Below are 24778 nucleotides of genomic sequence, written 5' to 3'. Positions count from 1 at the left end.
CCATTCGATGAAGGAGGCCCCATAGACCACCTCGCCCTTGGCTTCCGTCAGCGGCTTGCCCTGCTCGGTGGTCATCAGGAGCGCCAGGTCGTCCTGGTTCTTCAGCACCAGCTCGTACCAGCGGCGCAACAGCAGCGAGCGTTCCTTGGCGGTGCGGGCCCGCCAGTCCGGCCACGCGGCGTTGGCCGCCTCGATGGCTCGCCGGGTTTCGGCGGCGCCCATCTTCGGCACCGTGCCGACGACCTTGCCGTCGGCCGGGTTGGTGACCTCGAGGGTGGCGCCGGAATCGGCGTCGACCCAGGCGCCGTCAATGTAACACTGCTGGCGGAACAGATTGAGATTCTGCAACTTCATGGAATGACCTCTTCCAGTATATGGCTTTTCTTCTGGAGACGGATTGTGTTGGGTTTTTCGATTGCCGCGGAAATATTGGCAGGACCGCCTCGGAGCAGGTTATGTGAAAAGCAAGGTGATAGTTGCCGATATAAACAAAATACACTTTATGAGTGTATATCTTGTCATACCAAGTTCTCTGCCAATCCTTCTCCGTTGTTCTAGGCGAACGCCTGCAAGCCGAGTTCGCGGACAGAGGTTGGCGACGGCCGGCCCTCGGAGTCCCAGTCGCGCAATGCATAGTAGTCCTTGAGCAAGTCGTCGATGGGCGGCACGGAATAATCCAGGTTCTCACCGACGCGCGGCAGGGTGCGCATACGGTGCGGCAGCGTGTCGTCCCGGGCGGTGACTCCTCGCCGCACGTTGATCAGCCGCTTCAGGGTGAAGCCGCGCGCTCCTGCCCGCATAAACGCCGTCACGTCCAGGGCGCGCCCGGTGATCTGGTTGTACCACTCCAGAAAGTGGGAGATCCGCAGCGTGTTGTTGGCCATGGTGAACTTGCAGGTCACCAGGCTGTCCTGCAGGTTCATCAGGTTCTGCAGATGGACCACCTGCTGCGCCTTGCCCTCGCGCACCCGCCCTTCATAGGGACCCTCCTGCCCCAGTTCGGGAAGTCCCGACAGCAGTTCAAAGGCGTGCGACAGGGTGGTCAGGTGACAGGCCCCACGGTTGCCCGTGGCATAGCTCAGCGCGTGGCCCCAGCTAAAACGTGGATCGTGCATGGGGAACTCGAGGCCCTTCACCTCGATGGCATACTTCTCGGCCTCGTTGCCGAGGGCCTGCGCCAGGGCCCGCGAGCCCCGCCCCAGCAGGCGGCCGAAATCGTCCTCGGCCAGCGCCATGCGGCGGATCATCGCCAACGTCTCGTGCGGCCGCTTGAACCCCAGTTCGGTCCCGCCGGTATCGACCGGGCCGATCAGTCCCTGCTCGAAGCATTCAGCGGCCATGCCGAGGACACCCGCCGTCGAGATGGTGTCCAGCCCATAGCGGTTGCACAGCTCGTTGGCCCGGGCGATCGCCTCCGCGTCGTCGATATGAAGGATGCCGCCGAAGCCCCCCACCGTCTCATACTCCGGCGCCTCACTCGCCCCCTGGGTGGCGAACGGCCCCTCCTTCACCTCTACGATCCCGCCGCAGATGATCGGACAGCGCCGGCATCCCGTCCGCTTGACGAAAAGGGTCTCGCGGATGTACTGCCCGGATATCCTGTCCACCAGTTGCGGATCGCGCGCCACCCGCCAGTTCTCGATCGGCAGGTTGCCGATCCGCTCGAACAGCGGAACCCCGCCGGCAGTGCCGAAATTCGAATAGCCGGTCAGCCGCTCGCGGATGGCCGGGCTCACCGCCTTGGTCGAGCTCTTCAGGCCGTCCGCGTCGGCGACCGGCGTTTCCGCCGTCCCGGCCGCCGACACTACGATCGCCTTCAGGCGCTTCGAGCCCATCACCGCACCAACGCCGCAACGTCCCGCCATCCGCGTGTGCCGCCCGCCGTGGACAATCCCAGCCAGCGGCACCCGGTTCTCGCCGGCCTGGCCGATCACCGCCGTAACGACGGCCTCGCCGTGCCCGGCCTTGAGCGCCTCATCGGTTTCGAAGGCGTCACAGCCCCATAGAGGTGAACCGTCCTCAAGGGAAATAGCCTTAGGACCGCCAATCACCAACACCGTCGGCCGTACGGCCTGTCCGGTGATCACCAAGCCGTCCAGACCGACCCGCTTGAGGGACCAGCCGAACGAGCCGCCGCAACTGGCCTCGCCGTAAATCCCGGTCAGCGGCGACAGCGTCACCACCGCATGGCGCGACCCCGACGGAACCGCCGTCCCGGTGAACGGCCCCGTCATGAAGATCAGCGGATTTTCCGCCCCGAGGGGATCGGTGTCCGCCCCGGTCAGACGCGCCAAAAACAGCGCCCCCAGGTTGGCGCCCCCGATGAACGCGTCGGCGTCCCGCCGATCAAGCGGCCGTATGTCGATCTTCTCAAGCCCGAGATCAACCCACGCAATCCGATCGTGAAATCCGCTCATTGCTGTATAATTCCATGACGTATTCTCTCGGCGCCAGCGTGCCAACGACCAATTGGTCGCAACACTTTCGACGCCGCAATCCACATCAGAAGCACTCCCGCTTCAGTCGGAAGCGTAGAAGGCCTCGGCCAACGCCATCAGGCGAAGATAGCGCGCGTACGATCGCGCGTAACGCGCGTGTCCAACCGGCTCGGCCTCCAGGCTCCGCCGCAATGGGGGCGTCTCTGGCAAGGGCTTTTTTCCATTCAAAGCCCGCCAAGCGAGCAAAGCGCAGCCGCGCGTGGTGGCTTCAAGGCTTTGGGGCACGTCAACGCGCACGCCGCAGACATCGGCCTTGATGCGCAACCACAGTTCGCTATCAGCGCCGCCACCGATGGCGGAGATGTGCTCCACAGGCACGCCCAGTCCGTCCAGGACGTCGAGGATGCGGCGGATGGCGAAGCTATTGGCCTCCATTAGGGCGCGGAACAAGTGGCCCGGGCCGTGGTCGCGCGTCAGCCCGGCCACGGTGCCGCGGACGGCCGGATTCCAGAAGGGCGTACGTTCGCCAGTTAGGCTGGGGAGGAACAGCAAGTCGTCCGCCCCCGGCGGCACGGCAACCCCCAGGGCATTGAGCTGGTCCAGCGTGTAGCGGCCGTCCAGAAGGGTCGAGGCGTACCATTCCAGGGCGCCGCCAGCCATGCCCAGCGGTCCGCCAATCAGCCAGAGGCCGGACAGCACGTGCGGATTGGTGACCAAGTGGCGATCCGCATCCAGGACCCGTTCGCTGCTAACCGCGAAAAAGACGTCGGACGTCCCCATGACGCTGACGGCATCACCGGGCTTCACTCCGCCCGCCCCCAGGACGGCGACCGATCCGTCCGGCCCGCAGGTCACGACCACGGTCTCGGTCGACAGTCCCAAGGAGCCGGCCACCTCGGGCAGCACGGTGCCCAACACCGCGCCACCCGCGAAGAGTCTCGGCAACTTGGCCGCGTCGACGTCCAGGGCGCGGATGATGGCTTCATCCCAGGACAGGTCATGGACGTTGAAAAGCGCCGTATAGCAGGCCGTGGTGTGGTCCATGCCGAAGATGCCGCAGAAGCGGAAATTGATGTAATCCTTGATGGACAGCATGCGGGCGGTGCAGCCGTAGGTGCCGGGCAGGTCGTCCTTCAAGTAGCGCAGCTTCAGGCCTCCCTGTTCAGCACTGAGGCGGCGGCCCGTACGATCGGAGAATTCAGCCCCGTCCATGGCCTTAAGCAGGGCATGCTGTTGTACCTCGCGCTGATCCATCCAGGAAAAGACCGGCGCGACGAGCAGGCCGCGCTCGTCCACGAAGACCCATCCGACCAGGGCACTGACACCGATCGCGCGGACTTCGAGGCTTCCGTGCGTACCCACGAGGTGTCGCGCCATGGCTTCGATGGAGGCCCAGTACGCCTCCACGTCCGGGTGGATTTCGGTCGCGCATTTCTCCGAAAGGGTGTCAATTAGGTTAAGTTCCCCGTCGAAGAGCGAAACCCGCAGCGAACTCGACCCGATGTCAACGGTAAGGATGCCGACGGTATCGGTCACGATGCGCTCCCGTCAGCGGTACAGGCACATGGAAATCTCGTAGCGACCCGGCACGTAGCAGATCTCGGTGAATTCGATCACCCGGCCGGTATCCAGATAGGTGGTGCGCGCCATCTGCAAGAGTCCGGTGGCGTCCCGCAGTTCCAGGGCGGCCAGCTGCTTCTTGGACGGCACCTTCACGCCCAGGGTCTGGTTGGCGTAGTCGATCTTCAGGCCGTAGTCGTCTTCCAGGATGCGATACAGAGAGTCATTTTCCAGTCGCATGGGATCGAAGCCCGGGCACAGGGCGTCTGGCAGATAGATCACTTGGCTGGCGATGGGCTGGCCGTTGCCGTAGCGAATACGGCAGAACGAGAGGACCATCTCGCCGTCTTCCAGTTCCAGGTGGCGGGCATCGAGGGCCTTGCCCGGCTTGCGGCTGATGTTCGAAACACGCGACGTAGAGACAAGGCCCGCGTTGGAAAGCTCCTCCTGGAGGCCCGTCAGGTTGAGCACGCGCCGATTGAACTTGCGATTGGCGACAACCGGCCCCCGGCCCCGCACCCTGTCCACGATCCCGGCGGCGATCAGTTCACTCAGGGCCCGGCGGATTGTGATGCGGCTGACATTGTAGACCTCGAGCAGCCATTGTTCCGTGGGCAGCTTGTCCCCCGGTTTAAGCTCCTCCTTGGCGATGCGTGCCTTGATATCATCCGCGATCTGGTAATAGAGCGGAATGGGCTTGTTCTTGTCGATTCGGCGGAAAGAGGGGTCGCGCTGCATTGCGGCATCCGTTGAAAATCTAAAAAAGAAGACACTCTATGCCAGTCGAGTACAACCTCTGTACCAAATTCCCGGCTAAAAGCAATCGGGGGACAAAAGCCCCCCGAGTGTTCAATCCTCCAGGGTGGCCCGGTCCTGCGTAATGCCCGCGTTGAGGAAATTGCGCTTGGGGTCGATTTCCTCGCGGATGAGGCGCAGATCCTCATCCGAAGGCACGGGCGTGAAGGGCACGTTCGGTGGAATTTCCAGGTCGAAACCCGTGTTCTGCCGGATGTGCTCGGGGGTCACGCCCGGGTGAATGCTGTGCACGCGCATCATCTTCGTTTCCGGATTGAAGTCCATGATACACAGGTTGGTCATGACATACGCCGCGCCGCCGCCGGGCAGACCCGAACGGTCTTCGTGGCCTGAGGCGCCCGAGACAAAATCGCAGCGTTCGACCAGGATGCGCTTGTCGTGGTTGACGATGATGCACACCCGCTTGGCCAACGCCGCTAGGTCCGTCTGGGCCAGTACGCCGGGCAGCCGCACCTTCGGGTTTTCATACTCGCCGATGCAGGTGATGTTCAGGTTGCCGTATTTGTCCACCTGCGCCGCCGAGGCGAAGGCCATGCCGACGAGACCCAAGCGGAACAGGCCCAGGCAGTCCTCCAGCGGGATCTGGCTCCGGCACGGCCAGTGGATGAGGTCGTATTCCCAGTTGGAGTCGGGAATAGTCTCGTGATCCAATACCGGATCTAACACTGGTCCCATCATGCACAAGGCATTGGGCGCGTGCTTCGTCTGGGCTAGGCGCACCCCCACCAGAGGGATGCCACAGGCGCGGATGTAGGCCTTGCCGCCCGTGCCGATGCCCGTGAAGTTCATCTCGTCGTCGACAACGCGCCTGGACACTTCCACGGAGAGGAGTTCCTCAAGCGTATAGGTCTTCATGCCGTCTTCCTCCTCGGATGGTCCAACCGCCGCGAAATCTCCGCTTGGCCGCCCAGCTTGGCGATATATTCTTCCTCGTCCTTGGTGCCGTAGACGAACTCGTCCAGATAGCGGGCGAAGCCTTCTTCCGTGGACGCGCATTCCTGATAGTACTCGGCATGCGCCAGGTCGAAGTCGTAGCGCGTGTCGCAGGAATTGGGGTGCGCGCCGTGGAACACGTGGCAAACGCTGTCCACGTAGACTTTGGGCAACATGGTCTGCGTGGGCGTGCGGATGATCTCCTCCTCGGGGACGATCTCCTCCACGCTGACGATGGTGTGGCTGCCGCAGCGGGCAATGAAGATATCCGATTCATTGTCCATCATGCGGATGGCGTCAAACTGCACGTTGCCGTACGTGTCGGCGCGATGCGCGTGGATGATGGACACATCCGGGGCGAAGGCTTCCATGGCCACCAGCTTCTCTCCCGTGAACGGGCAGGTGACTTCCTTGAACTCCGGGTTTTTCAGGATGCCGGAGTGCAAGGGGACGCGGCTGATGGCATAGGGCAGGCCGAAGGTCCCGGCGCGGAACTTATCCATGGCGCAGGTCTCGCTCAGATCGACGAAGCGGATCTTCTTCCGCTCGACGGCCCGGCGGAAGTTCTTGGCCATGCCCGCCGTGAAAAGGCCGACGTAGGACGACCATGCTTCTCTCACGCATCCGGCGCCGATCAGCATGTCAAAATCCATGCCCGCCGACCAGGCGTAGAGGGTGAGGTCGCGCTTCCTCTGGCGCACGATCTCGCGCACTAGGGCCATGGGACATTTGCGGATCAGCGAGCCGCCGACGGCAACCTTGGCGCCGTCCGAAATGGCTGCCACGGCGTCATGGAGTGACTTGAATTTGGATCTTCTTTCCTGCATGACGGCACCTCCTTCGTATGTCCCACCCGTCTGACGGGACGCTGCTTGGTGGATCGAAGAGGAGGCTCTCCGCCTCCCCGGCCGGGCATCGCTGGTGCGCATCGGCTATATTCGGGATCCCTCGCTCTCCGTCAGGAACGCTGCCCGTCTGGAGAGCGCCCCATGCCCGCATCCGGCCCCGGAAACGCGGCTGCGCTCCTGGGACGGATGCCGCAATGTCTAGAAGGCCTCGGGCCAGATGGTGAAGCTCCCGTCGAAAACGACGTCAATCAGGTACGGCCCCTCGTGCTTGCGGGCATTGGCAAAGGCCGCCGGGATCTGTGCCGCGCGGGTCACGGTTTCGCCGCCCATGCCCAGAAGCCGGGCCACGCCCGCATAGTCCACGGGCGACAGGTCCACGCCGCTGTAGACGACGTTGCCGCCGAACTTGTAGCGCTCCTCCTGACGGATGTTGCCGAAGGCCGAATCGTTCAGCACGACGACGATCTGGCGCGCACCGCAGCGGGCCAGGGTTTCCAATTCCGCCAGGCTCATGCCGAGGGAACCATCGCCCACGATACTGACGACTTCGCGGTCCGGCTCCGCCAAGCTGCACGCCAGGCCCGCCGTCACCGAGAAGCCCATATTCCCGTAGTTCACGGGCTTCATGTAACTCATGCCCTTCTTCACGGTCAGCAGGTGCGACCAGCAGCCTGGATTGCCGGCGTCGATGCAGATGATTCCGTTGGGATCGACCTGGCCATCGATGGCCCGGATCACGGCGACCGGTGCGGCTGGCGAAGCCTTCTCGTCGTTCCAGGGACCGGAGAAGATCTTTTCGCGCCAGACGACGCGGGCCTCCTTTTTCTGCTGCAGCCAGGTCGACCGTTCCTTCTTGAGCGCGGCGTCCGGCACCTTGATCAAGGACGCCAGGGCGTCCAGGGTCAGCGACAGCTCGCCGGCCAGCGCGCAGGAAACCGGGTACTGGCGCCCCAGGTTCTTGGTGTCGAAGTCGATCTGCACGATGTTCTTGAGATCGAGAGACCAGCGGTTGGTGCCCACGGCGCTCAGGCTCGAGCCGAGTACGAAGACGCAGTCCGCTTCCTCCAGGGCGGCGCGCGTCAGCGTGCTGCCGTGGCGCGAGCGCGCGCCGAGCACAAGGTCGTGATCCACGGGCACGGAGCCAATGCCGTTGAAGGAGGTGACGACGGGGGCACTCAACCGTTCGGCGATCGCCAGCACCTTGTCGCCGGACTTGGACATCTTCACGCCGTTGCCCGAAAGAATGCAGACGTGCTTGGCTGCGGAAAGGATCTGCGCGGCCTTCGCCAGCGCCGCGGGGGCCGGCAGGGCGTTCGGCGTCGTGCAGTAGCTGGCCGGGTCCATGGGCTCATAAGGACAGTTGATGCTCAGGCTCTCGATCACGTCGCGGTAGAAGTCCAGCACCACCGGGCCGGGCCGGCCACTCATGGCGATGCGGTAAGCCTCGCGCATGGCCCACGGCAGGGCGCCCACATGGCGCACGGGAATGAACGCCTTGACCAGGCTGGAGAAGATGGCCTCGTGGTTGGCGTCCTGCGCGTCGCCGCGTCCCACGTCGGGCAGCTTGTTCTGGAAGAGCATGGCGATGACGGGCGTTGAGTCGCGCAGCGCGCCCCCGAGCGGGGTCACCATATTGGTGGCACCGGGGCCGGTCGTCGCCAGGCACACGCCCGGCTTGCCGGTCAACCGTCCCCAGCCATCGGCCGCGTGGCCAGCCCCCCCCTCGTGGCGGGTGGCGACGAAGCGAATGGAGGATTCGTTCAGGGCGTTGTTAAAGAACAGCGTCTGGCCACCGGGTATCCCGAAGATGACCTTCGTGCCCTGTTCTTCCAAAATCTTCACCGCAACCTGGGCTGCTGTCATGTTCATGCACTTCTCTCCTCAACGATGTCGCGTTCCGTTCGATGGCAACGCGGCAGAGTTTGTGGCTCTCTCGCCGGCCTCGCGCTTCGAGCGGGGCCGGCGGGAGGCCGTGGTCATTTCTTCCGGAAGGACACGACGGTTTCGTGGATCTTCCGGCCGAGATCGCCGTAACGGTCCGCATAGTCCTTGGACACCTGGGTGACCGCCTCGATCCACTTCTCGCGGTCGGTGATTTCGATAAACTTCAAGCCCGCCTTCTTGATGTTCTCGGTTTCCTTTCCGAGGTTTTCCGCGTGCAGCTTGCGCTGGTACGCCGACGCCTCCTTGACCGCCTTCAGGATGAGGGCCTGGGTATCCTTGTTCAGCTTGTTCCAGGCGGCGAGGTTGTAGGTGATGAACAGGGGCTGGAAGACGTGGGAGTCCACCACGACGAACTTCGCCTGCTCGAAGAACTTCTGCTGCGAAATGAGGTCGATGGTGCCTTCCATGCTGTCCACCGCGCCGGTCTGCAGCGAAGTGTAGACGTCGCCCAGCGGCATGGAGATAGCCTGCGCGCCCAGCGCGGTAATGCTGTTCACGTAGATGGGGGCACCCGGGGCGCGCAACTTGAGGCCCTTGAGGTCGTCGATATTGGAGATCGGCTTGTTGGAAAGGATCTGGCGCGGACCGTCGTAGAAGGCACCCAGCATCTTGAAGCCCTGCGCCTGGAAGGCCTTGTCCAGCTCATCCTCGAGGGACTCCACGGCGTCGTTCATCTGGTCGATGGACTTGAAGGCATACCAAGCCTCGAACACGGCCGTGGCCGGAACATAGAGGCCGATGCCGGCGGTGCCCGAAAACAGGAGCTCCAGCGAGCCTTCCTTCTGGGCCTGGATATGGTCCTTTTCGCTGCCCAGCGAGCCCCCGTGGAAGATGTCGCCGCGAACTCGGCCGTCGCTCTCCTTCTCGATCGCCTTCTTGATGAACTCCAGCGCGAGACCTTGCGTGGTGCCCTTGTTGTAGATGTTGCCCATTCTGATCTTGACCTTGTCGTATTCCGCCGCCTGGGCCGTCAGAACCGAACCGAGAAGACCGCACAGCGCCATGGCACCAAGGAAAAGCCGGGAAAAACGCAGCATTTTTTTCATGAAGTCCTCCTGAATCCTGCGAGATTGTTGTTAAAAGAGGAGATTAGGCAGTGCCGTTACGATGGACGGGAAGAAAACGAGCGCACTGGCCACGGCAAAGAGGGTCAGGACGAGGGGCGTGAGGGTGGGCACGAGCCTCGTCATGGGGACCTTGCCGATGGTGGTCGTCACGAAGAGTATGCCCCCGACGGGTGGCGTGACGGCCCCGATCATGCAGATCAGGGTGAAGACGACGCCGAAGTGCACCTTGTCGACACCGATGTCGCTGGCGATGGCGGTGAAAGTCGCCGCGAACATGATCACCATGGGCGTGACGTCCACGACCATGCCGAGCACGAAGATGAAGGCGACGATGACGAGCAGGGTGACCGTTGGCGAGCCGCCCAGCGAGAAGAGGATGTCCGCCACCACTTCCTGGAAGTGCGCGCGCACCAAGACGTTGGCGAAAATCCCGGAAAGGGCCAGCAGGGCGAAAATGGTGCAGGTGGAGTTGGCCGCCCCGCGCGCGACCTCCATGATGTCCGAGAACTTAGTGATGGTGCTGTAGCAGGCGCCCAGGATGAGCGAAAGCACGCAGACGATGGCGCCCGCCTCCGATGCCGTGGTCCAGCCCATGATGATGGAAAGGAAGATGGCCGCCGGAATGAGCAAGGCCGCCCAGCCCCGGATCACGGCGCGCTTGAGCTTTTCGCCGGAGAACGGCGCCTTTTCCTGGCGGAAGCCCTTCTTGCGGCAGATGACGGTACCCACAATCATGAGCGCGATGCCAATGAGAAAGCCGGGCAACACACCGCCCATGAAGAGTTCGGCCACCGATGTGTTGGTGTAGTAGCCGAACAGAATTAACAGCGTGCTTGGGGGGATGATGGGCCCCACCACGTTGGCACAGGAGGTCAGGGAAACCGCGTATTCCTTGCTGTACCCCCGGCTCGCCATGTCCGGGATGAGGCTCACGCCGAGGGCCGCCGCACAGGCCGTGCCCGAACCGGAAATGCTCGCCATCATCATGGCCGCGACCACGTTCACGTAGGTCAGGCCGCCCTTCAGCGAGCCAACGATGGCATCGGCCAAGTCGAGGATCCGCCGGGTTATCCCCGCCTTGTTCATGATCTCGCCGGCAAAGATGAAGAAGGGAATGGCCATGAGCGGAAAGGAATCCACGCCGGAGAAGGTCTGCGAAGGCAGCAGGGTCAGCGGCACACCCAGGTCGAAAATGTAGATGGTCGCCAGGCTCGCCAAGCCGATGCTCACAGCCACGGGAATGCCGAGGAAAATGAGGGCGATGAGGATTGCAAAGATGGTGAGGGAGTCCGCCATGGGTAGCCCACCCTTATGTTTTGTAGATGGCCTGCTGTGTTACGCCGCGTCCCCTGATGGACGCGCCTTGGGCCGCATGATCCGCACGGTTTCCCACATGCTGGTCAGGCATTCGAACAGCACGAAGAAGGCGCAAACCGGAACGGCCATGTACGGCCAGAACATGCTGATCTGCATGACCGCCGACATCTGACCGCTGTTGGTGAAGGCCGAGCGCAGGCCGAAGATGAAGAGCAGGCCGAACATCAGGCAGACCATGACCATGACGAAAAGGTGCGCCACCTGCCGTCCCTTCGGGGAAAGGCATTCCGACAACAGCGTAAGCTGCGTCTGCGTGCCCTTCCGTAGACCGATGCCGATCAGCAGCAGCGTGCCCCAGATCATGGCGAAACGGGTCATCTCCTCCGCCCAAACTGTCTTCAAGTTGAGGCCGAAGGTGCGGTCAATCACGCCGATGAAGGTGGAGAAGACGGCCACGAGGAAGAGAATGGCCGCGATGTTGGGCAGCCAATTGTCCATGAGGGCCCTGATTTTATCGAGCATGGCGCATCCTCCTAGATCAGGTTTCTGGCGGCCAGGTCGGTGATCTCCTCCCGGCTCATGCCGAGAAAGGAGGAGAGGATCTCCCCGCTATGCTCGCCCAGCGTGGGCGGCATCTTTTCAAGACTGCCCGGCGTCTTGGACATCTTCACCGTGATCCCGGGCAGGGAGATTTCGCCCACCCCGGGGTACTCGCGATAGAGGATCGCCTCTCGGTGCTTCAGCTGCGGGTTGGCGAGCAGGTCGGCTACGTCGGCGATCTTGGCGACCGGAATGCCTGCCCCGGCCAGCTTGGCGTCTGCCTCGTCGACGGTGAGGTTGCCGATCCAGTCCTGAACGTACTTCTCGACCTCCAGGATGCAGCCCATGCGCTTGTTGGCCGTGTCGTAGCGCGGGTCCTCGTTCAGCTCGGGCCGCCCCATGAGCTGGGTCAGGCGCTTGAACAGCGGGTCGGTGCCCGCGTGCAGGTAGATCATGCCGTCCTTGCAGCGGAAGGCGTTGGCCGGGCCCGTGACATTGTCGCGGTTGCCGCGTCGGGGCTGGATCTGGCCGGTTTCCACGTAGAGGGGCACGGCCGTCGCCAGAAGCGAAAGCACGCTTTCGATCAGCGAGATGTCCAGCATTTGGCCCTGGCCCGTGGCTTTCTTGTGCATGAGCGCGCAGACCGTGCCGAAAGCCGAGTAGATGCCGGTGGTGAAGTCGGCGACCCAGGTTCCGGCCAGCAGGGGCTGTCCGCCCGCCTCGCCCGTCACCCCCATGAGGCCGCCCATGGCCTGGCCGATACAATCGAAGGCCGCGCGATCGCGGTAGGGGCCGTCCTGGCCGAAGCCGGAAATGGAGGTCCGCACTAGGCCGGGGTTGATGCGCTCAAGCTCCGCCTGGCCAAGACCCATCTTCTCGAGGACGCCGGGCCGGAAGTTCTCAACCAGCACGTCGGCCTTGGCGATGAGCTTCTTCAGAATGTTGATGCATTCCGGATTGTAGAAATCAAGGGAGAGCCCGCGCTTGTTCTTGTTGTACTGGGTGAAGTACAGGCTGACCGTTTCCTTGCCTTTTCCGGCAAACGGAAGCATGCCGCGCGAGGGGTCGCCGCCCTTGCGGTTCTCGACCTTGATGACATCCGCGCCCATGTCACCCAGAAGCATGCAGCAGTAAGGCCCCGCGATGAAACGGGACATGTCCAGTACGGTGATGCCCTTGAGGGGTCCTGCCATGCTTTTCTCCCTGTCGGAATGTCTTGTTTCCGTGGTTTCAGTCGGCTTCCAGGGTTGCCGGTTCCTGGGTGATTTGCGCGTTCAGCCATTTGCGCGACGGATCGATGCGCGTGCGGATGAGGTCCAGATCCTCCGCCGATGGCGGTTCGGTGAGCGGCACCTCGGCCGGTATTTCCAGGGCGAAGCCCGTGCGCTCGATCACCTGCTCCACGGTCTTGCCGGGATGCACGCTACTCAGGCGCATACGGCCGGTCCGGGGGTCGAAGTCCATGACGGCCAGTTCCGTGAAAATCCAGGCCGGCCCTCCGCCGGGAAGACCGGAACGGTCCTTGTTGCCGGCGGCGGACACGTAGTCCACCTGTTCCACGAAGGTACGGCGGTCGTGCTTCTGGACGGCGAAGACGCGCTTGGCATGGGCCGCGTGGTCGGGCTGGGCCAGGGGGCCGGGCAGGCGCACTTTCGGGTGCGCGTAGTCGCCGATGCACACGATGTTGAAATTGCCCCACTGGTCGACCTGCGCCCCCGAGACGAAGCCGATGCCCATCTTGCCGCGCTTGAAGATGCACAGGGCCTCCTCCACGGTGATCTGGCTGCGGCAGGGCCAACGGATCAGGTCTGGTTCGAAGTTGGTTTCCGGGATGCAGTCCGCATCCAATACGGGGTCGAGGATGGGCCCAAACATGATGGTGTAGTTGGGGGCGTGCCGAAGTTGCGCCAGGCGTGAGGCGACCGCCGGGATACCCACGGCACGGATAAAGGCCGCGCCGCCCGTGCCCACCCCCACGAAGCCCATTTCATCGTCGTTGATGTGGCGGGAAACTTCCACGGCCAAGAGTTCTTCCAAGGTGTACTGCATCTCATCCTCGCTGCGATTGGGTGTGGAGTCGGCCCGATGCCCTCAGGCCCCAGCTATGTCCATGCGAGTGATGGACTCCAGATGCTTCCTTCCTATCTTGGCGAGGTATTCGTCCCACTCCTTGCAGCCGTAGACGTATTCATCGAGGTAAACTCGGAAGCCGACCGCCGTGGCGCTCTTCGCCTGGTATTCGCGCGCATGGGCGATATCGAAGACGTACCGCAGGTCGCAGGAATTGGGATGCGCGCCGTAGGGGGCCAGCACCACCGCGTCGACGAAGAGCTTGGTCAACACGGTCTGCTGGTTGGTGCGAATAATCTCTTCCTCGTCCACGAACTCCTCCACCGTGACAATGACCTTGTTCGCGGCCTTGCAGATCAGCATGTCGGTCTCGTTGTCCATCATGCGGATGGGATCGAGCTGCACGTTGCCATACGGGTCGGCTCGGTGGGCGTGCATGATGGCAACGTCCGCGTGGAAGGGCTCGAGCGCGATCCAGGTTTCGCCCGTGAAGGGATCGGTCACTTCCTTTTGATATTCGGGGTTCTCTTGCAGCCCGGTATGGAGGGGGGTCTTCGACAGGGCGTAGGGAGCGCCCGTGGCAGCTGCGCGGAAGCGGTCGATGGCGCAGGTTTCGCTGTGGTCCACGTAGCGGATCTCGCGCTGCTCGACGGCGCGGCGGAAATTCTTGGCAAGGCCGACATTCGAAAGGCCGACGTAGGCGGAATGGGCCTCCTTCACGCAGCCCGCGCCGATTAGCATGTCGAAATCGATGCCATTGTTCCAGCCGAACAGGGTGAGGCCCCTCTTTCGCTGCCTGATCATCTCGTGGATCAGGGCCATGGGATGGCGACGAATCAAAGACCCCGCGACGGCGACCCGATCGCCGTCCCGGATCATGCTGGCCGCCTCGGCCAGCGCCATGCGCTTGACTTTCTTTTCCGGCATGAGGATCTCCCGGCCCCCTGTAAAGGCCCTCTCGCCCGGCCACCCCTTGCTTCTGGGCAATCCCATGACGGGCCGGCCGAACGCGAGCAGAGGACTAAAATTGGCTTGTTATTGTATTATTGATATCACAATATAATGTTATCATCAATAACCTTTCCGAGAATATTTCCCGCTCTCCCGTGGCGCACGTCTCGGCACGCCCCCGCCATCCGCCTCGAAATCCCACGTTCGCCGGACTTTTCCGGCTACCGGTTTCTCTCGCGCCAACCAGGAACGGACCACCCCTTCACCATGGCGATGGCGCGAAGCACGAAGCCGACGGCCAGGGCGCACGGGACCGCCAGCGGATCGGCGAGCCCCAGATTTCGCAGCATCGCATAGAGTCCACCTCCGGTCAGGGCGGCGAGGATGTAGACCTCCCGCCTGAACACGATGGGAACCGTCCCGCAGAGAAGATCTCGGATGACGCCGCCGCCGGCCGCCGTCAGGGCCCCCATGATGGCGGCGATGAAGGGATCGATTCCCCGCTCCAGGGCAGCCGAGCAGCCGAGCACGGAAAAGACGGCGAGGCCGACGGCATCCGCCCAGCGCAGACCGGGGACTGTCTCGATCGCGTGGCCCCGCATCCTGAGCAGGACGAACACCGCGAACGGACAGACCAGCGATACGTAGAGACTCGACGGATGAACCATCCAGGCGACCGGCAACCGCCCGATGAGGAGATCCCGTAGGGTCCCGCCGCCGATCCCGGTAATCGCCCCGACGACGACGAAGCCCATCACGTCGAAACGCCGGCGCGCCGCGGCGATAGCCCCGGAGACGGCGAAGGCGGCGCTGCCGAGCCAGTCGAGGTATTGGACGGTGACGAGCAGATCCATGCGGCGTCTCCTGATCAAAAAAATGGCGGAGCCTTGCGGCCCCGCAGGGAGAGGGAGGTTTTTTGTTTAGGGGAGTTCTCGGTCGAGAGCGTCAAACCGCCGTCGGAAGCCACGCCCGGATGCGGGCGATGGCCTCGCGGATGCTGTCGACGCTGCTGGCGTAGGAAAACCGCACGAACCCTTCGCCGAAGGCCCCGAAACTGGTCCCCGAGACGACGGCGACGCCGCATTCCTCCAACAGCCTGTCTTGCATCTGGCGCGAGGAGAGCCCGGTCTCGGTGATGTTGGGGAAGGCGTAGAAGGCGCCGCCCGGATTGACGCAACGGAATCCCGGCAAGGAATTCAGCTCGTCGACGATCACCCGGCGGCGCTCGTCGAACGCCGCGACCATGGTGTCGACCGCCCCCTGCGGTCCCGTTAGGGCCTCGATGCCAGCCCATTGCGTCGCGTGATTGACGCAGGAATGGTCGTTGATGGAAAGACGGTTGGCCTTGTCGATGATCGCCTTCGGCCAGACGCTGTAGCCGAGACGCCAGCCGGTCATGGCATAGGTCTTCGACCAGCCATCCAGCACGATCAGCCGCTCGCGGATCGAGTCAAATTCCAGGAAGCTGACCGGCTCCACGCCGTCATAGAGGATGCGGCTGTAGATTTCGTCGCTCAGCACGGCCACGTGGGGATGCCGCTCCAGACCGGTCACCAGGATCTCGATCTCGCGGCGCGGCACCACGCCGCCGGTCGGGTTGGCCGGACTGTTGACGATGATCAGGCGGGTGGCCGGCGTGATCTTGGCGAGTACCTCCTCGGCCGAGAAGGAGAAGCCGGTTTCCTCGTGGAGAGGGATCGGCACCGGCGTCGCGCCCGAAAAGCGAATGGCCGACTCGTAGATCGGGAACCCGGGGTTGGGATACATGATCTCGACGCCCGGTTCGCCGAACAACAGGCAGGCAAAGAACATGGTCGGCTTGCCGCCCGGCATGATCAGGATGGCGTCGGGCGACACCGTGCAGCGGCGGCGCTTGCCGATATCCTCGGCCACGGCCTCGCGCAGCGCCAGAATACCGTTGGCCGGCGTATAGCCGTGATGCCCGGCGAGCAGGGCCTTGACGGCGGCCTGCACGATGTTGTCAGGGGTGGGGAAATCGGGCTGCCCGATCCCCAGGTTAATGATGTCGCGGCCCGCCTGCTCCATCGCCTTCGCCTTGGCGAGGACGTCGAAGGCGGTTTCCGTTCCCAACCGGGACACTGCCGAAGCCAGAGAGATGGTCATGGTTTCCTCGCTCGGTTTTCTTGTCAGAAGGCGCCGCTGACGACGTTCCGGGGATCGCCGGCGACGAACGCCTCGATGTTGTCGATGAGCTGATCGGCCAGGACCTGCTGCGCTTCGCGGCTGGCCCAGGCGACATGCGGGGTGAGGATGAAGTTGGGCAGATCCAGCAGCCCCAGCAGCGGGTTGTCGTCGGCCGGCGGCTCCGGCGGCGTCACCACGTCGAAGCCGGCACCGGCGATCAGGCCGTCGCGCAGGGCCACCGCCAAGTCGGCCTCGTTGATCAGGCCGCCGCGCGCCGTGTTGATGACGATGGCCGTCTTCTTCATGCGCCGGAACTCGGGCATGGCGATGGTGTTCGCGGTCTGCGGCAACAGCGGACAATGGAGCGTGATGACGTCGGCCGTCTCGATCACTTCGTCGAACGGCGTGTAGAGCGGCCCCAGACCGGACACACCCTTGTGGGCGGCGAACAGCGGCTTCATGCCGAACGCCTTGCTGACCTCGGCCACGGACTGGCCGATCGATCCCTCGCCGATGATGCCCAGGATGCCGCCGCGCAGCTCGGAAATCGGCTGGGTGAAGAAGCAGAACTGGCCCGAACGCTGCCATTCGCCGACGACGACGTCCTGGCGGTAGCCGATCAGGCCGCGCTTCAGGGCGAGGATCAGCGCGAAGGTGTGTTCCGGCACGGTCGAGATCGCATAGTTGCGGATATTGGAAACGACGATGCCGTGCTCGGCGCACCACGCCTTGTCGATGCAGTCGGTCCCCGTGGCCGCCACGGCGATCATCCGCAGCCGCGGCAGCTTGCCCAGCGTCTCGGCCCGAAGCGGAACCTTGTTGTTGATGACGATGGTGGCGTCGCGGGCCCGCTCGACGACCGCGTCCGGCGCCGTCTGGCCATGCTCCTGCCAGGTGTGGTCGAAAGACGGGCGACGGATCTCGATCTCCGGGGCAACGGTCCGGCGGTCCAGGAAGACGATGTGATGGCTCATCAGGTCCCTCGGCAATGGACGGCGCAAAAGTCCCCCTTTTTCCAGGGAGACGGCTTTGCCCCATCTGTCGCTGAACCTGAGAGAATCCCCGAAACCACCCACGGCCTCGGGTTACCCCGTCGGTGAGAGGACCGGCCCCGTTGGCCCTGCCCTCTTCTTTCCAGATATCGATCCCCTGCGGTCCTTTTGCCTGAGAGTTTCCGGGGCGGTTGCTCCTTCGGCGCCGTCCCTTGCCGATCCGGAAGGGGCGATCTCTCCCACAGGGAATTGGCTTATCCTATCTCATCGTCCTCGGTGACGTCTCCCCTTCCTTGTTCCCGCACGGTACGGCGCCCCCCTATTCGTCCACCATATCGAACCGCGAGGGCTGGCCCCGCCGATACCACAGGCGATGGGTCAGCCCGCCGACCAGCAGCACCAGAATGCCCAGCGAGATCGGCCGCATGAAGAATTCCAGATACCAGTCGCCACCGAACAGTTGGAACATGCGGATCATCTCGTTGTCCGCGATGGAGGCGAGAATCACCCCCATGACCACCGCCGCCGGCGAGTAGCCGTGGCTCTTCATCACATAGCCGAACGCCCCGAACAGCAGCATGAGGTTCACGTCGAACACGGCGTTCCTGAGGGCGAAGGCCCCGAGGAGCGAGAAGAGCATGAGCAACGGGATGAGAATCCGCGTCGGAACCGACAGCGCCCCCGACAGGCCGTAGCCCACCCCGATAGCGATAGTCACCATGAAGATCTGGGAAATGATGGCCGCCATGATCAGGCCGTAGACCAGGGGAATCTGCTGGTAGACGAGCTGCGGCCCGGCCTGCAGCCCGTGCATGGTCAGCGCCCCCAGCAGGACGGCGGTCGCCACGCTGCCGGGCACGCCGAGTACCAGCGTCGTCATCAGCGCCCCGCCCGAGCAGGCGTTGTTCCCGCTTTCCGCCGCCACGATGCCGCTGACGTTGCCCTTGCCGAAGGAGTCCGGATCCTTGGACAGGCGGCGCGTCAGGCTGTACGAGGCGAAGGCCGCCAGCGTGGCGCCGGCCGCCGGAATCAGCCCGATCCCCATGCCCACCGCGGAAGACCGCAGGACGGTCGCCAGATGGCGAACCGGAGCGGTGAAGGCCCGCAGGATGTTGGTCAGGCTTTGCTGGCCCTTGACCTGGGCGTCGACGATATAGTCGCGCCCCGCCATCTGCATCAGCTCGGAAACAACGAATACGCCGATGAGGACGGGCACCACCTGCACGCCCTCGGCCAGGAACGGATCGCCGAAGGTTGCCCGCCACTCGCCGGTGGGAACGATCCCGATGGTGCCGACCAGCAGGCCGAAGGTCCCGGACGCCAGGATCTTCAGCGGCGAGCCGTTGCCCACTGCGCCGAGGATGGCGACCCCGGCGATGGCGATCAGGAAGATCTCAGAAGGCCCAAACTTAAGCGCGATCGATGCCACCGCGCCGATGCCGACCAGCATGATGACATACGAGAGGATGCCGCCGACGGCCGACGAGGAAATGGCCGTGCCCATGGCCTCTGCCGAGCGTCCCTGCTGGGTGAGGGGATAGCCGTCCAGACAGGTCGCGGCGTTTTCGGGGGCGCCCGGCGTGTTCAGCAGGATGGCGGTCACCGAGCCGCCGTAGGTCACCGCCACATAGACGGACGTCAGGAAGATCAGGCCGTTCAGCGGCGACATGCCGAATGTCACGGGCAGGAGCACGGCCACCGCCATGCCGGACGAAAGCCCCGGCGTCGCGCCGACGATCATGCCCAGCACGGTTCCCGCTACCATCAGGAAGATGGGTTGGAGCCCGAGGGCCTGGGACAATCCCGCCTGGATGTTATTCAGGAGATCCAAAAGCGTATCCTTTCGAAGCCTCGGTCAGAATTAGCCTGTCACGCAGACAACCCCTTGCCGTCAGCGCCCCTCAGGGCGCCTGCTAGAAACCGATCGACAACAGGCCGTCGGGAATGCGTACGTAAAGCAGATCGTGAAACAGGAAGTAGGCCGCCAAGGCCGTTCCGGCGGGAAACAGAAGCAGGATGATCCACCGGCGCTCCCCCAGCATGAACAGAATGACGAGGGCGTAGATCCACAGGGTCAGCAGCCCGCCGATTCCGTCCCAGAAGAAGATGAGAACGGCCGGGAGGACAACGATCATGGCCTTCTGAAGGGTCGCCTTGAGCGACAAGGTGGCGACATCCCCGCCGTCACGGACCTCCCCAGCGGCATCCGTCTCGTCGGACGTCCGGCAACTCCGGATGGCCTGAATCACGATCCCGCCAAGACAGAAAACGAGGACCGCCGTCAGGGCGAGCGGGAAGGCCTTGGCGAAAAACGACAGATGGGCTGCGTCCGACCAGTAGACCGCGACGCCGATCAGCATCACCGCGGGGACGATCAGTTCCCCCGCCAGCTTGCCGAAATCCATCCTTTGACCGGTACGCATGGAAACACCTCTCCGTTTCACCGACCAAAAGGGATGTGGCGTCGGATGGCTCCGACGCCACGCTATCCTCTGTCTATTTTGCCAGTTCCTTGATCACCGTCAGAGTCTTGGCGAAGGCTTCCTTGTGGCCATCCCCCGGTTCCGCCAAGGCGAGATCGGAGAATCCCTGCTTCGCGAGCTGATCCTTGAAATCCTTCGAGGACATGGCCGTCGCGATCGCCTTCTGCAGCTTCAGGTAGCGATCGGGATGGGCCTTGCGAAAGGCGGCGGACACGACATAGACGCCGTAGCGGGTCAGGAAGCGGGGCGTCGGCGGCGTCACGCCGTAAGGCTTCAAGGCGTCGGCCAGCAGTTCGGCTTCGGGCCAACGCGGGCTGGCCTTCGGCGAACCGAGAAGCAGGGTCCGGGAAAGGTCGCGGATGTTGAGACGCGCGAAGTCGTCACCGAGGGTGGCCGTGACATGGCCGCCCAGCATCGCCGTGGCCGCCTCTCCGCCGCCCTTGAAGCCGACGATCCGCACTTTCAGGCCGAGGGATGAGACCAGCCATTTGGCGAACAGCTCCTGGGCGGCCCCCTGGGCGACGCTGATCGACAGCTTGCCGGGTTCCGCCTTGGCCATGTTGACGAAATCGGCGAAGGTCTTGATCGGCGAATCCTTGGTGACCAGCAGAATCCGGGGATCGAAGACATCGACCATGATGATGTCGAGATCCTCGTACTTATAGGGAGACGACTTCAGCGCCGCCGTCATGCTGAGGTCGGGCTCGTTGGTGGCGAGGACGGTATAGCCGTCCGCCGGGGCGCGAAGAAGCGACACCGCAGCGACCTGCCCCCCCGCACCCGGCATGTTCTGAACGACGACCGGCACGCCGAGCGCCTTCTCGAGCGGCGCAGCCAACAAACGGGCCTGCCGATCCGACGCGCCGCCCGCGCCGTAGCTGACGATGACCTGCACGGGCCGATCCGGCCAGTTGTCAGCCGCCGCGGCTTGGCCTCCAAGGGAAAAAAGACCAATCCCGGCCGCGACCGCCAAGGCCACGCCCACTCGTCCCAGTATTCGATTAACCATTCTCTCTCTCCTTCAGACTCTCTGTTTCCGTAGCCGATGTGTCGTTGGCTTTTTTCCCGTACACGTACCGTCTTCAGTTCGTCGGCGCGGAGAGCATTGTGGTCGCTCCCTCCTTGGGCGGGGTGATGACTGAGATCCCTCGCCCTTGTTTGATCACTTGTTCTTTCCCGCTCCTATCCAAGCAGCTTTTCGTCGTAGGGGGTGTCGTTCAGATACTCCGCCCCGTTCTTGGTGACGACGACGGCGTCCTCGATATGCGAGCCGCCGACCTCGGGCTGGTCGTCGAGGATGATCCTCGGCTCCAGGCAAATCACCATGTTCTCGACCAGCGGAACGTTGATGTTGCGATGGATCTCGGGGTCGCCGTGCAGGCCGTAGCCGAGCTGGTGGCCGGTGTTGCCGGCGTGCTGGTACTTGCCCCAGCCGGCGTCCTCGATGACCTCGCGGGCCCGCCGATCGACCTCGTGGCAGGTCACCCCGGGCTTCATCATCTTGACCGCCTCGCGGATCGAGTCGCGGTTGACCCGATAGATCTCCTTCTGAACCGGCGTCGGCTCGCCGCAGATCACCGTGCGCCCCAGGTCGCCGGTATAGCCCTTGACCACCGAGCCGATGTCGAGAATCACCATCTCGCCCTTCTCGATAACCTTCTCGGTCGCCAGACGCTCGAACATCGAGGCGTTGTAGCCGGAAGCCACGTTGGTGATGAACGGCGTCATCTCCGAGCCGTTCTTGCGCATGACGTACTCGGCCTCGGCCGCCACCTCGTATTCCCGGACGCCCGGCCGGACGGCCGCGATCGCCGCGCGCACCCCCAGGTCGGCGACGCGGATGCTGTTGCGGATCAGCTCGATTTCCAGCGGGTGCTTGATCGCCGTCACCTCGACCCACAGCGGGCCGGCGTTTTCCCAGGTGATCCCGGGGAACGACGTCTTCAGGTCCTCGTACACCATGAACGGCGGAAGGTCGGTGCCGATGCGGGCGTTCTGCAGGCCGTAGTCGGTGATCATCCCGGAGATCACCTTCGACCATTCGAAGACGTGGGGCAGCTTGCGCACGTCCTCGATATCCGACTTGAAGCGGATGCGCAGCTTGTCGCTGCCCGAGGCGTGGCCGACCACCGGCGGCTTGCCGCGTGGCACCATCACCACGTATTCCGGCTCCATGAAGGGGCGGAAGCCCTTGACGTAGAAGTCGGTGACGTAGCGGACGGCCTCGGCCTTGAACAGCATCACCGCGTCGTAGCCGGCTCTCTCCATGGCCGCCTGGATCTTCTCCTGCTTGATGCGATGCAGCTCGTTGCCGGCATAGAAAATCGGATCCTGCTTCACAAAGCCCATTTCAAACCTCTTCTTTCCTTCCCGGATTACGTCGAAATTTTCGCGCGGGCGACCGCCCTCCATCCCCCAAAGGCGGATGTCAGGCGGATCGACCGGATGACTTGATCGTGGCTTCGGCCGTGGCGAGGCACGCCTCGATCGCCGTCTCGTCGAGGTGACGGTGGAGAACGAAGCGGGCCGTGGCGCCCTTCTGGTTGACGAGGATGCCCCGCGCCTTCAGCACCGCCACGAAGGTCGGCACGCAGGCCGGGAAACGATCCAGGGTGCAGTTGACGATGTTGGTCTGGACGGTTTCCAGGCGCACGAGGTTCGGATCGATGGCGGCCAGGCCCTCGGCCAACCGCTGGGCCAGGCGATGATCCCGGCGCAAGCCCGGCAGGGGATCCTCCAGGGCCACCAGCGCCGCCGCCGCGATCACACCCGCCTGCCGCATGCTGCCGCCGACCATCCGCGCCTTGCTGCGCGCCTTGGCGATGAAGGCGGCGTCCCCCGCCACCAGCGAGCCGACCGGCGCGCTCAACCCCTTGGAGACGCAGAACATCACCGAGTCGGCGTGTCGGCATACGTCAGCGGCCGAGCAATCGAGAAAGGCCACGGCGTTGAACAGCCGGGCGCCATCCAGGTGCACGGGGATGCCCGCTTCCTTGGCGACGGCGTGAAGCGCCGCCATGCGGTCCAGCGGCGTGACGGTGCCGCCCGCCGAATTGTGGCTGTTCTCCAGACAGAGCAGGCCGGTCGGCGCGATGTTGCCCGTGCCGGCCCGTTTGATCGCCGCCTTCACCTTGATCGGATCGAGGATTCCGTCGTCGCCGACCAGCGGCCGGGCCATCGCCCCGGCTACCGCGGCGAAGGACGCGAGTTCGGAATTGTAGATATGCGCCCCGGTCTCGACGATGATCTCGGCGCCCGGAGTCACGTGGCTCAGCACGGCAACCAGATTGCCCATGGTGCCGCTGGGAACGAACAGGGCGTCCTCCTTGCCGGTCAGCTTCGCCGCCACCGCCTCGAGTCGGTTCACCGTCGGATCGTCGCCGCGGCCCGCGTCGCCGACCTCGGCCTCGGCAATCGCCGCCATCATCGCCGCCGTCGGCTTGGTCACCGTGTCGCTGCGAAAGTCGAAGATTGCCTTGCCGCTCACACCCTTGTCCGCCGCCATTCCCGGATCTCCACAAGCCAAGTTCGTTTGTCTATGTTATATATATGTAATCGATAACATATATTTTAAGGTTGACGGAAAACCGCTGTCAATCGATTTTGAGGCGGCCGGGACTGTGATATGATGATCGACTCTACAGGAGGAAAAATATGCAGGTACTGCGTGACGATGCCTACAAACTGTTCAAGCGAAGGTTGCTGACCGGCGATCTCAAGCCCGGACAGTTCGTCACCCAGAAGGAACTGGCTGACATGATCGGAGTCTCGATGAATCCGGCGCGGGAGGCCATTCAGCGCCTGCAGTTCGAAAGGCTGCTCGAGGTCTATCCGAAGCGCGGCATCCAGATCGCCGTAGCCGATCCGAAGACCGTCAACGATGCCTACGACTTTCGCATCCTGATGGAGACGCAGGCCATCCGGCGATTCGCCGAACGGGCCCTGATCGAGCGCATCCACAAGATCGTGGAAACCACCGAGTCGCTCATCCGCACCTTCGCCTCGTCACCCGACAACGAGGATGTCCTGCTGGATACCGCCGAGGGGGACTGGAATTTCCACGAGGAAATCATCGATTTCCTGGACAACCAGTTCATCAGCGAGCACTTCCGCCTGAATTCCGCCCGCATCCGGTTGTGCCAGCGGAACAATGGCCAATCGCGCCAAAGGCTCGGCCCGGCGCTGGAGGAGCATCTGGAACTGCTCGCCGCCTGCGAAAGGCGCCAAGTCGCGGCGGCGACCAAATTGATCAACCGTCACATCGAAACGTCACGCGCCTTCGCGCTCGGAACGCGATCGGCTTGACGTCGGCGTTGTCCCGTTAACGGGTAGACGCGAGAGCAACTCGGATGCTCGTGATGGGCACAGCCAGAGTCAGTCGGTCTGAGTTGGCCACCGAGGCTCCGCAACCTCCGGTCATACCCAATCCATTCCGCTACCTCAACAGTTCGCCGGAGGTGATCCGCTCGGCGGTCAGCCCGGCAGCCTCCAGTCGATCTTCTTGAGGTCGGCGAGCAGGCGGGCCGACTTCTCTGCGTCGAGCGGCGCCATGGGTGGACGCACCCGGGCCCATTCCTCGTCGCCCCAGAAGTGCGCACAGATGCGCTTCAGCGCCGGCACCATCGGGTAGGCCTGGATGGTCTTGCGTACCGCGTCGATACGCGCCTGCAGGGC

General features: G+C 63.6%; 22 protein-coding genes, 1 pseudogene and 1 riboswitch. Of the genes and pseudogenes, 1 reads left to right on the top strand and 22 read right to left on the bottom strand.

Going from position 1 to position 24778, the window contains the following annotated elements:
• The 21 genes from ODR01_RS24450 to ODR01_RS24350 all read right to left on the bottom strand — a co-directional run.
• The coding region (locus ODR01_RS24450; protein WP_316980336.1) for an aldehyde dehydrogenase family protein at positions 1-354 on the bottom strand (354 nt) is incomplete at its 3' end.
• Between the two features lie 200 nt (positions 355-554).
• Positions 555-2417 carry an aldehyde ferredoxin oxidoreductase family protein gene (locus ODR01_RS24445; RefSeq protein ID WP_316980335.1) on the bottom strand — a complete coding sequence of 621 codons (1863 nt, stop codon included), beginning with the start codon at positions 2415-2417 and terminating at the stop codon, positions 555-557.
• Between the two features lie 102 nt (positions 2418-2519).
• Positions 2520-3974, bottom strand: a complete 1455-nt coding sequence (locus ODR01_RS24440) for a xylulokinase (RefSeq protein WP_316980334.1) — start codon at positions 3972-3974, stop codon at positions 2520-2522.
• A 12-nt stretch (positions 3975-3986) separates the two neighbouring features.
• Positions 3987-4736 carry a GntR family transcriptional regulator gene (locus ODR01_RS24435; RefSeq protein ID WP_316980333.1) on the bottom strand — a complete coding sequence of 250 codons (750 nt, stop codon included), beginning with the start codon at positions 4734-4736 and terminating at the stop codon, positions 3987-3989.
• A gap of 111 nt (positions 4737-4847) precedes the next feature.
• Complete coding sequence (locus ODR01_RS24430) at positions 4848-5669, bottom strand: CoA-transferase subunit beta (RefSeq protein ID WP_316980332.1); 822 nt, start codon at positions 5667-5669, stop codon at positions 4848-4850.
• Positions 5666-6574 carry a CoA transferase subunit A gene (locus tag ODR01_RS24425; protein WP_316980331.1) on the bottom strand — a complete coding sequence of 303 codons (909 nt, stop codon included), beginning with the start codon at positions 6572-6574 and terminating at the stop codon, positions 5666-5668. Before ODR01_RS24425 ends, ODR01_RS24430 begins: the two co-directional genes overlap by 4 nt.
• 219 nt (positions 6575-6793) lie before the next feature.
• Positions 6794-8464 carry a thiamine pyrophosphate-binding protein gene (locus tag ODR01_RS24420; protein WP_316980330.1) on the bottom strand — a complete coding sequence of 557 codons (1671 nt, stop codon included), beginning with the start codon at positions 8462-8464 and terminating at the stop codon, positions 6794-6796.
• A gap of 107 nt (positions 8465-8571) precedes the next feature.
• Positions 8572-9585, bottom strand: a complete 1014-nt coding sequence (locus ODR01_RS24415) for a TRAP transporter substrate-binding protein (RefSeq protein WP_316980329.1) — start codon at positions 9583-9585, stop codon at positions 8572-8574.
• Between the two features lie 30 nt (positions 9586-9615).
• Positions 9616-10902 carry a TRAP transporter large permease gene (locus ODR01_RS24410; RefSeq protein ID WP_316980328.1) on the bottom strand — a complete coding sequence of 429 codons (1287 nt, stop codon included), beginning with the start codon at positions 10900-10902 and terminating at the stop codon, positions 9616-9618.
• 39 nt (positions 10903-10941) lie between these two features.
• A complete protein-coding gene (locus ODR01_RS24405) occupies positions 10942-11445 on the bottom strand; it encodes a TRAP transporter small permease (protein ID WP_316980327.1) in 504 nt (167 codons plus the stop codon).
• A gap of 11 nt (positions 11446-11456) precedes the next feature.
• Positions 11457-12656 carry a CaiB/BaiF CoA transferase family protein gene (locus ODR01_RS24400; RefSeq protein WP_316980326.1) on the bottom strand — a complete coding sequence of 400 codons (1200 nt, stop codon included), beginning with the start codon at positions 12654-12656 and terminating at the stop codon, positions 11457-11459.
• Between the two features lie 37 nt (positions 12657-12693).
• A complete protein-coding gene (locus tag ODR01_RS24395) occupies positions 12694-13512 on the bottom strand; it encodes a CoA-transferase subunit beta (RefSeq protein WP_316980325.1) in 819 nt (272 codons plus the stop codon).
• Between the two features lie 42 nt (positions 13513-13554).
• Positions 13555-14460 (bottom strand): CoA transferase subunit A, encoded by a 906-nt coding sequence (locus ODR01_RS24390; RefSeq protein WP_316980324.1) that lies wholly within the window; start codon positions 14458-14460, stop codon positions 13555-13557.
• Between the two features lie 245 nt (positions 14461-14705).
• Entirely contained in the window at positions 14706-15338 is a 633-nt protein-coding gene (locus ODR01_RS24385) for a trimeric intracellular cation channel family protein (protein WP_316980323.1), read from the bottom strand.
• Between the two features lie 91 nt (positions 15339-15429).
• Positions 15430-16608: a pyridoxal phosphate-dependent aminotransferase gene (locus ODR01_RS24380; RefSeq protein WP_316980322.1), complete on the bottom strand. Its 1179-nt coding sequence runs from the start codon at positions 16606-16608 to the stop codon at positions 15430-15432.
• 23 nt (positions 16609-16631) lie between these two features.
• Positions 16632-17603 carry a D-2-hydroxyacid dehydrogenase gene (locus ODR01_RS24375; protein ID WP_316980321.1) on the bottom strand — a complete coding sequence of 324 codons (972 nt, stop codon included), beginning with the start codon at positions 17601-17603 and terminating at the stop codon, positions 16632-16634.
• A gap of 168 nt (positions 17604-17771) precedes the next feature.
• A riboswitch (glycine riboswitch) is annotated at positions 17772-17873 on the bottom strand.
• A gap of 67 nt (positions 17874-17940) precedes the next feature.
• Positions 17941-19452 carry a tripartite tricarboxylate transporter permease gene (locus tag ODR01_RS24370; protein ID WP_316980320.1) on the bottom strand — a complete coding sequence of 504 codons (1512 nt, stop codon included), beginning with the start codon at positions 19450-19452 and terminating at the stop codon, positions 17941-17943.
• An 82-nt stretch (positions 19453-19534) separates the two neighbouring features.
• Positions 19535-20044, bottom strand: a complete 510-nt coding sequence (locus tag ODR01_RS24365) for a tripartite tricarboxylate transporter TctB family protein (protein ID WP_316980319.1) — start codon at positions 20042-20044, stop codon at positions 19535-19537.
• Between the two features lie 73 nt (positions 20045-20117).
• Complete coding sequence (locus ODR01_RS24360) at positions 20118-21113, bottom strand: Bug family tripartite tricarboxylate transporter substrate binding protein (protein ID WP_316980318.1); 996 nt, start codon at positions 21111-21113, stop codon at positions 20118-20120.
• Between the two features lie 173 nt (positions 21114-21286).
• A complete protein-coding gene (locus tag ODR01_RS24355; RefSeq protein WP_316980317.1) occupies positions 21287-22453 on the bottom strand; it encodes a M24 family metallopeptidase in 1167 nt (388 codons plus the stop codon).
• A 79-nt stretch (positions 22454-22532) separates the two neighbouring features.
• Entirely contained in the window at positions 22533-23609 is a 1077-nt protein-coding gene (locus ODR01_RS24350; protein ID WP_316980316.1) for a threonine aldolase family protein, read from the bottom strand.
• Between the two features lie 149 nt (positions 23610-23758).
• Between ODR01_RS24350 and ODR01_RS24345 the strand changes: the two genes are divergently transcribed.
• Positions 23759-24409 (top strand): GntR family transcriptional regulator, encoded by a 651-nt coding sequence (locus ODR01_RS24345; RefSeq protein ID WP_316980315.1) that lies wholly within the window; start codon positions 23759-23761, stop codon positions 24407-24409.
• A gap of 168 nt (positions 24410-24577) precedes the next feature.
• Here the strand turns inward: ODR01_RS24345 and ODR01_RS24340 are convergent.
• A pseudogene (locus ODR01_RS24340) lies at positions 24578-24778 on the bottom strand (hypothetical protein); the annotation flags it as partial.

The sequence above is a fragment of the Shumkonia mesophila genome (assembly GCF_026163695.1).
Classification (GTDB): domain Bacteria; phylum Pseudomonadota; class Alphaproteobacteria; order Rhodospirillales; family Shumkoniaceae; genus Shumkonia; species Shumkonia mesophila.
This window is presented reverse-complemented; position numbering and strand designations above follow the sequence as displayed.

Coding starts and splice junctions, on each gene's coding strand:
- ODR01_RS24405 (WP_316980327.1), bottom strand. CDS start 11,445: ATGCTCGATAAAATCAGGGCCCTCATGGACAATTGGCTGCCCAACATC.
- ODR01_RS24375 (WP_316980321.1), bottom strand. CDS start 17,603: ATGAGCCATCACATCGTCTTCCTGGACCGCCGGACCGTTGCCCCGGAG.
- ODR01_RS24350 (WP_316980316.1), bottom strand. CDS start 23,609: ATGGCGGCGGACAAGGGTGTGAGCGGCAAGGCAATCTTCGACTTTCGC.
- ODR01_RS24360 (WP_316980318.1), bottom strand. CDS start 21,113: ATGGTTAATCGAATACTGGGACGAGTGGGCGTGGCCTTGGCGGTCGCG.
- ODR01_RS24395 (WP_316980325.1), bottom strand. CDS start 13,512: ATGCAGTACACCTTGGAAGAACTCTTGGCCGTGGAAGTTTCCCGCCAC.
- ODR01_RS24355 (WP_316980317.1), bottom strand. CDS start 22,453: ATGGGCTTTGTGAAGCAGGATCCGATTTTCTATGCCGGCAACGAGCTG.
- ODR01_RS24445 (WP_316980335.1), bottom strand. CDS start 2,417: ATGAGCGGATTTCACGATCGGATTGCGTGGGTTGATCTCGGGCTTGAG.
- ODR01_RS24345 (WP_316980315.1), top strand. CDS start 23,759: ATGCAGGTACTGCGTGACGATGCCTACAAACTGTTCAAGCGAAGGTTG.
- ODR01_RS24435 (WP_316980333.1), bottom strand. CDS start 4,736: ATGCAGCGCGACCCCTCTTTCCGCCGAATCGACAAGAACAAGCCCATT.
- ODR01_RS24420 (WP_316980330.1), bottom strand. CDS start 8,464: ATGAACATGACAGCAGCCCAGGTTGCGGTGAAGATTTTGGAAGAACAG.
- ODR01_RS24430 (WP_316980332.1), bottom strand. CDS start 5,669: ATGAAGACCTATACGCTTGAGGAACTCCTCTCCGTGGAAGTGTCCAGG.
- ODR01_RS24415 (WP_316980329.1), bottom strand. CDS start 9,585: ATGAAAAAAATGCTGCGTTTTTCCCGGCTTTTCCTTGGTGCCATGGCG.
- ODR01_RS24400 (WP_316980326.1), bottom strand. CDS start 12,656: ATGGCAGGACCCCTCAAGGGCATCACCGTACTGGACATGTCCCGTTTC.
- ODR01_RS24390 (WP_316980324.1), bottom strand. CDS start 14,460: ATGCCGGAAAAGAAAGTCAAGCGCATGGCGCTGGCCGAGGCGGCCAGC.
- ODR01_RS24385 (WP_316980323.1), bottom strand. CDS start 15,338: ATGGATCTGCTCGTCACCGTCCAATACCTCGACTGGCTCGGCAGCGCC.
- ODR01_RS24365 (WP_316980319.1), bottom strand. CDS start 20,044: ATGCGTACCGGTCAAAGGATGGATTTCGGCAAGCTGGCGGGGGAACTG.
- ODR01_RS24380 (WP_316980322.1), bottom strand. CDS start 16,608: ATGACCATCTCTCTGGCTTCGGCAGTGTCCCGGTTGGGAACGGAAACC.
- ODR01_RS24425 (WP_316980331.1), bottom strand. CDS start 6,574: ATGCAGGAAAGAAGATCCAAATTCAAGTCACTCCATGACGCCGTGGCA.
- ODR01_RS24410 (WP_316980328.1), bottom strand. CDS start 10,902: ATGGCGGACTCCCTCACCATCTTTGCAATCCTCATCGCCCTCATTTTC.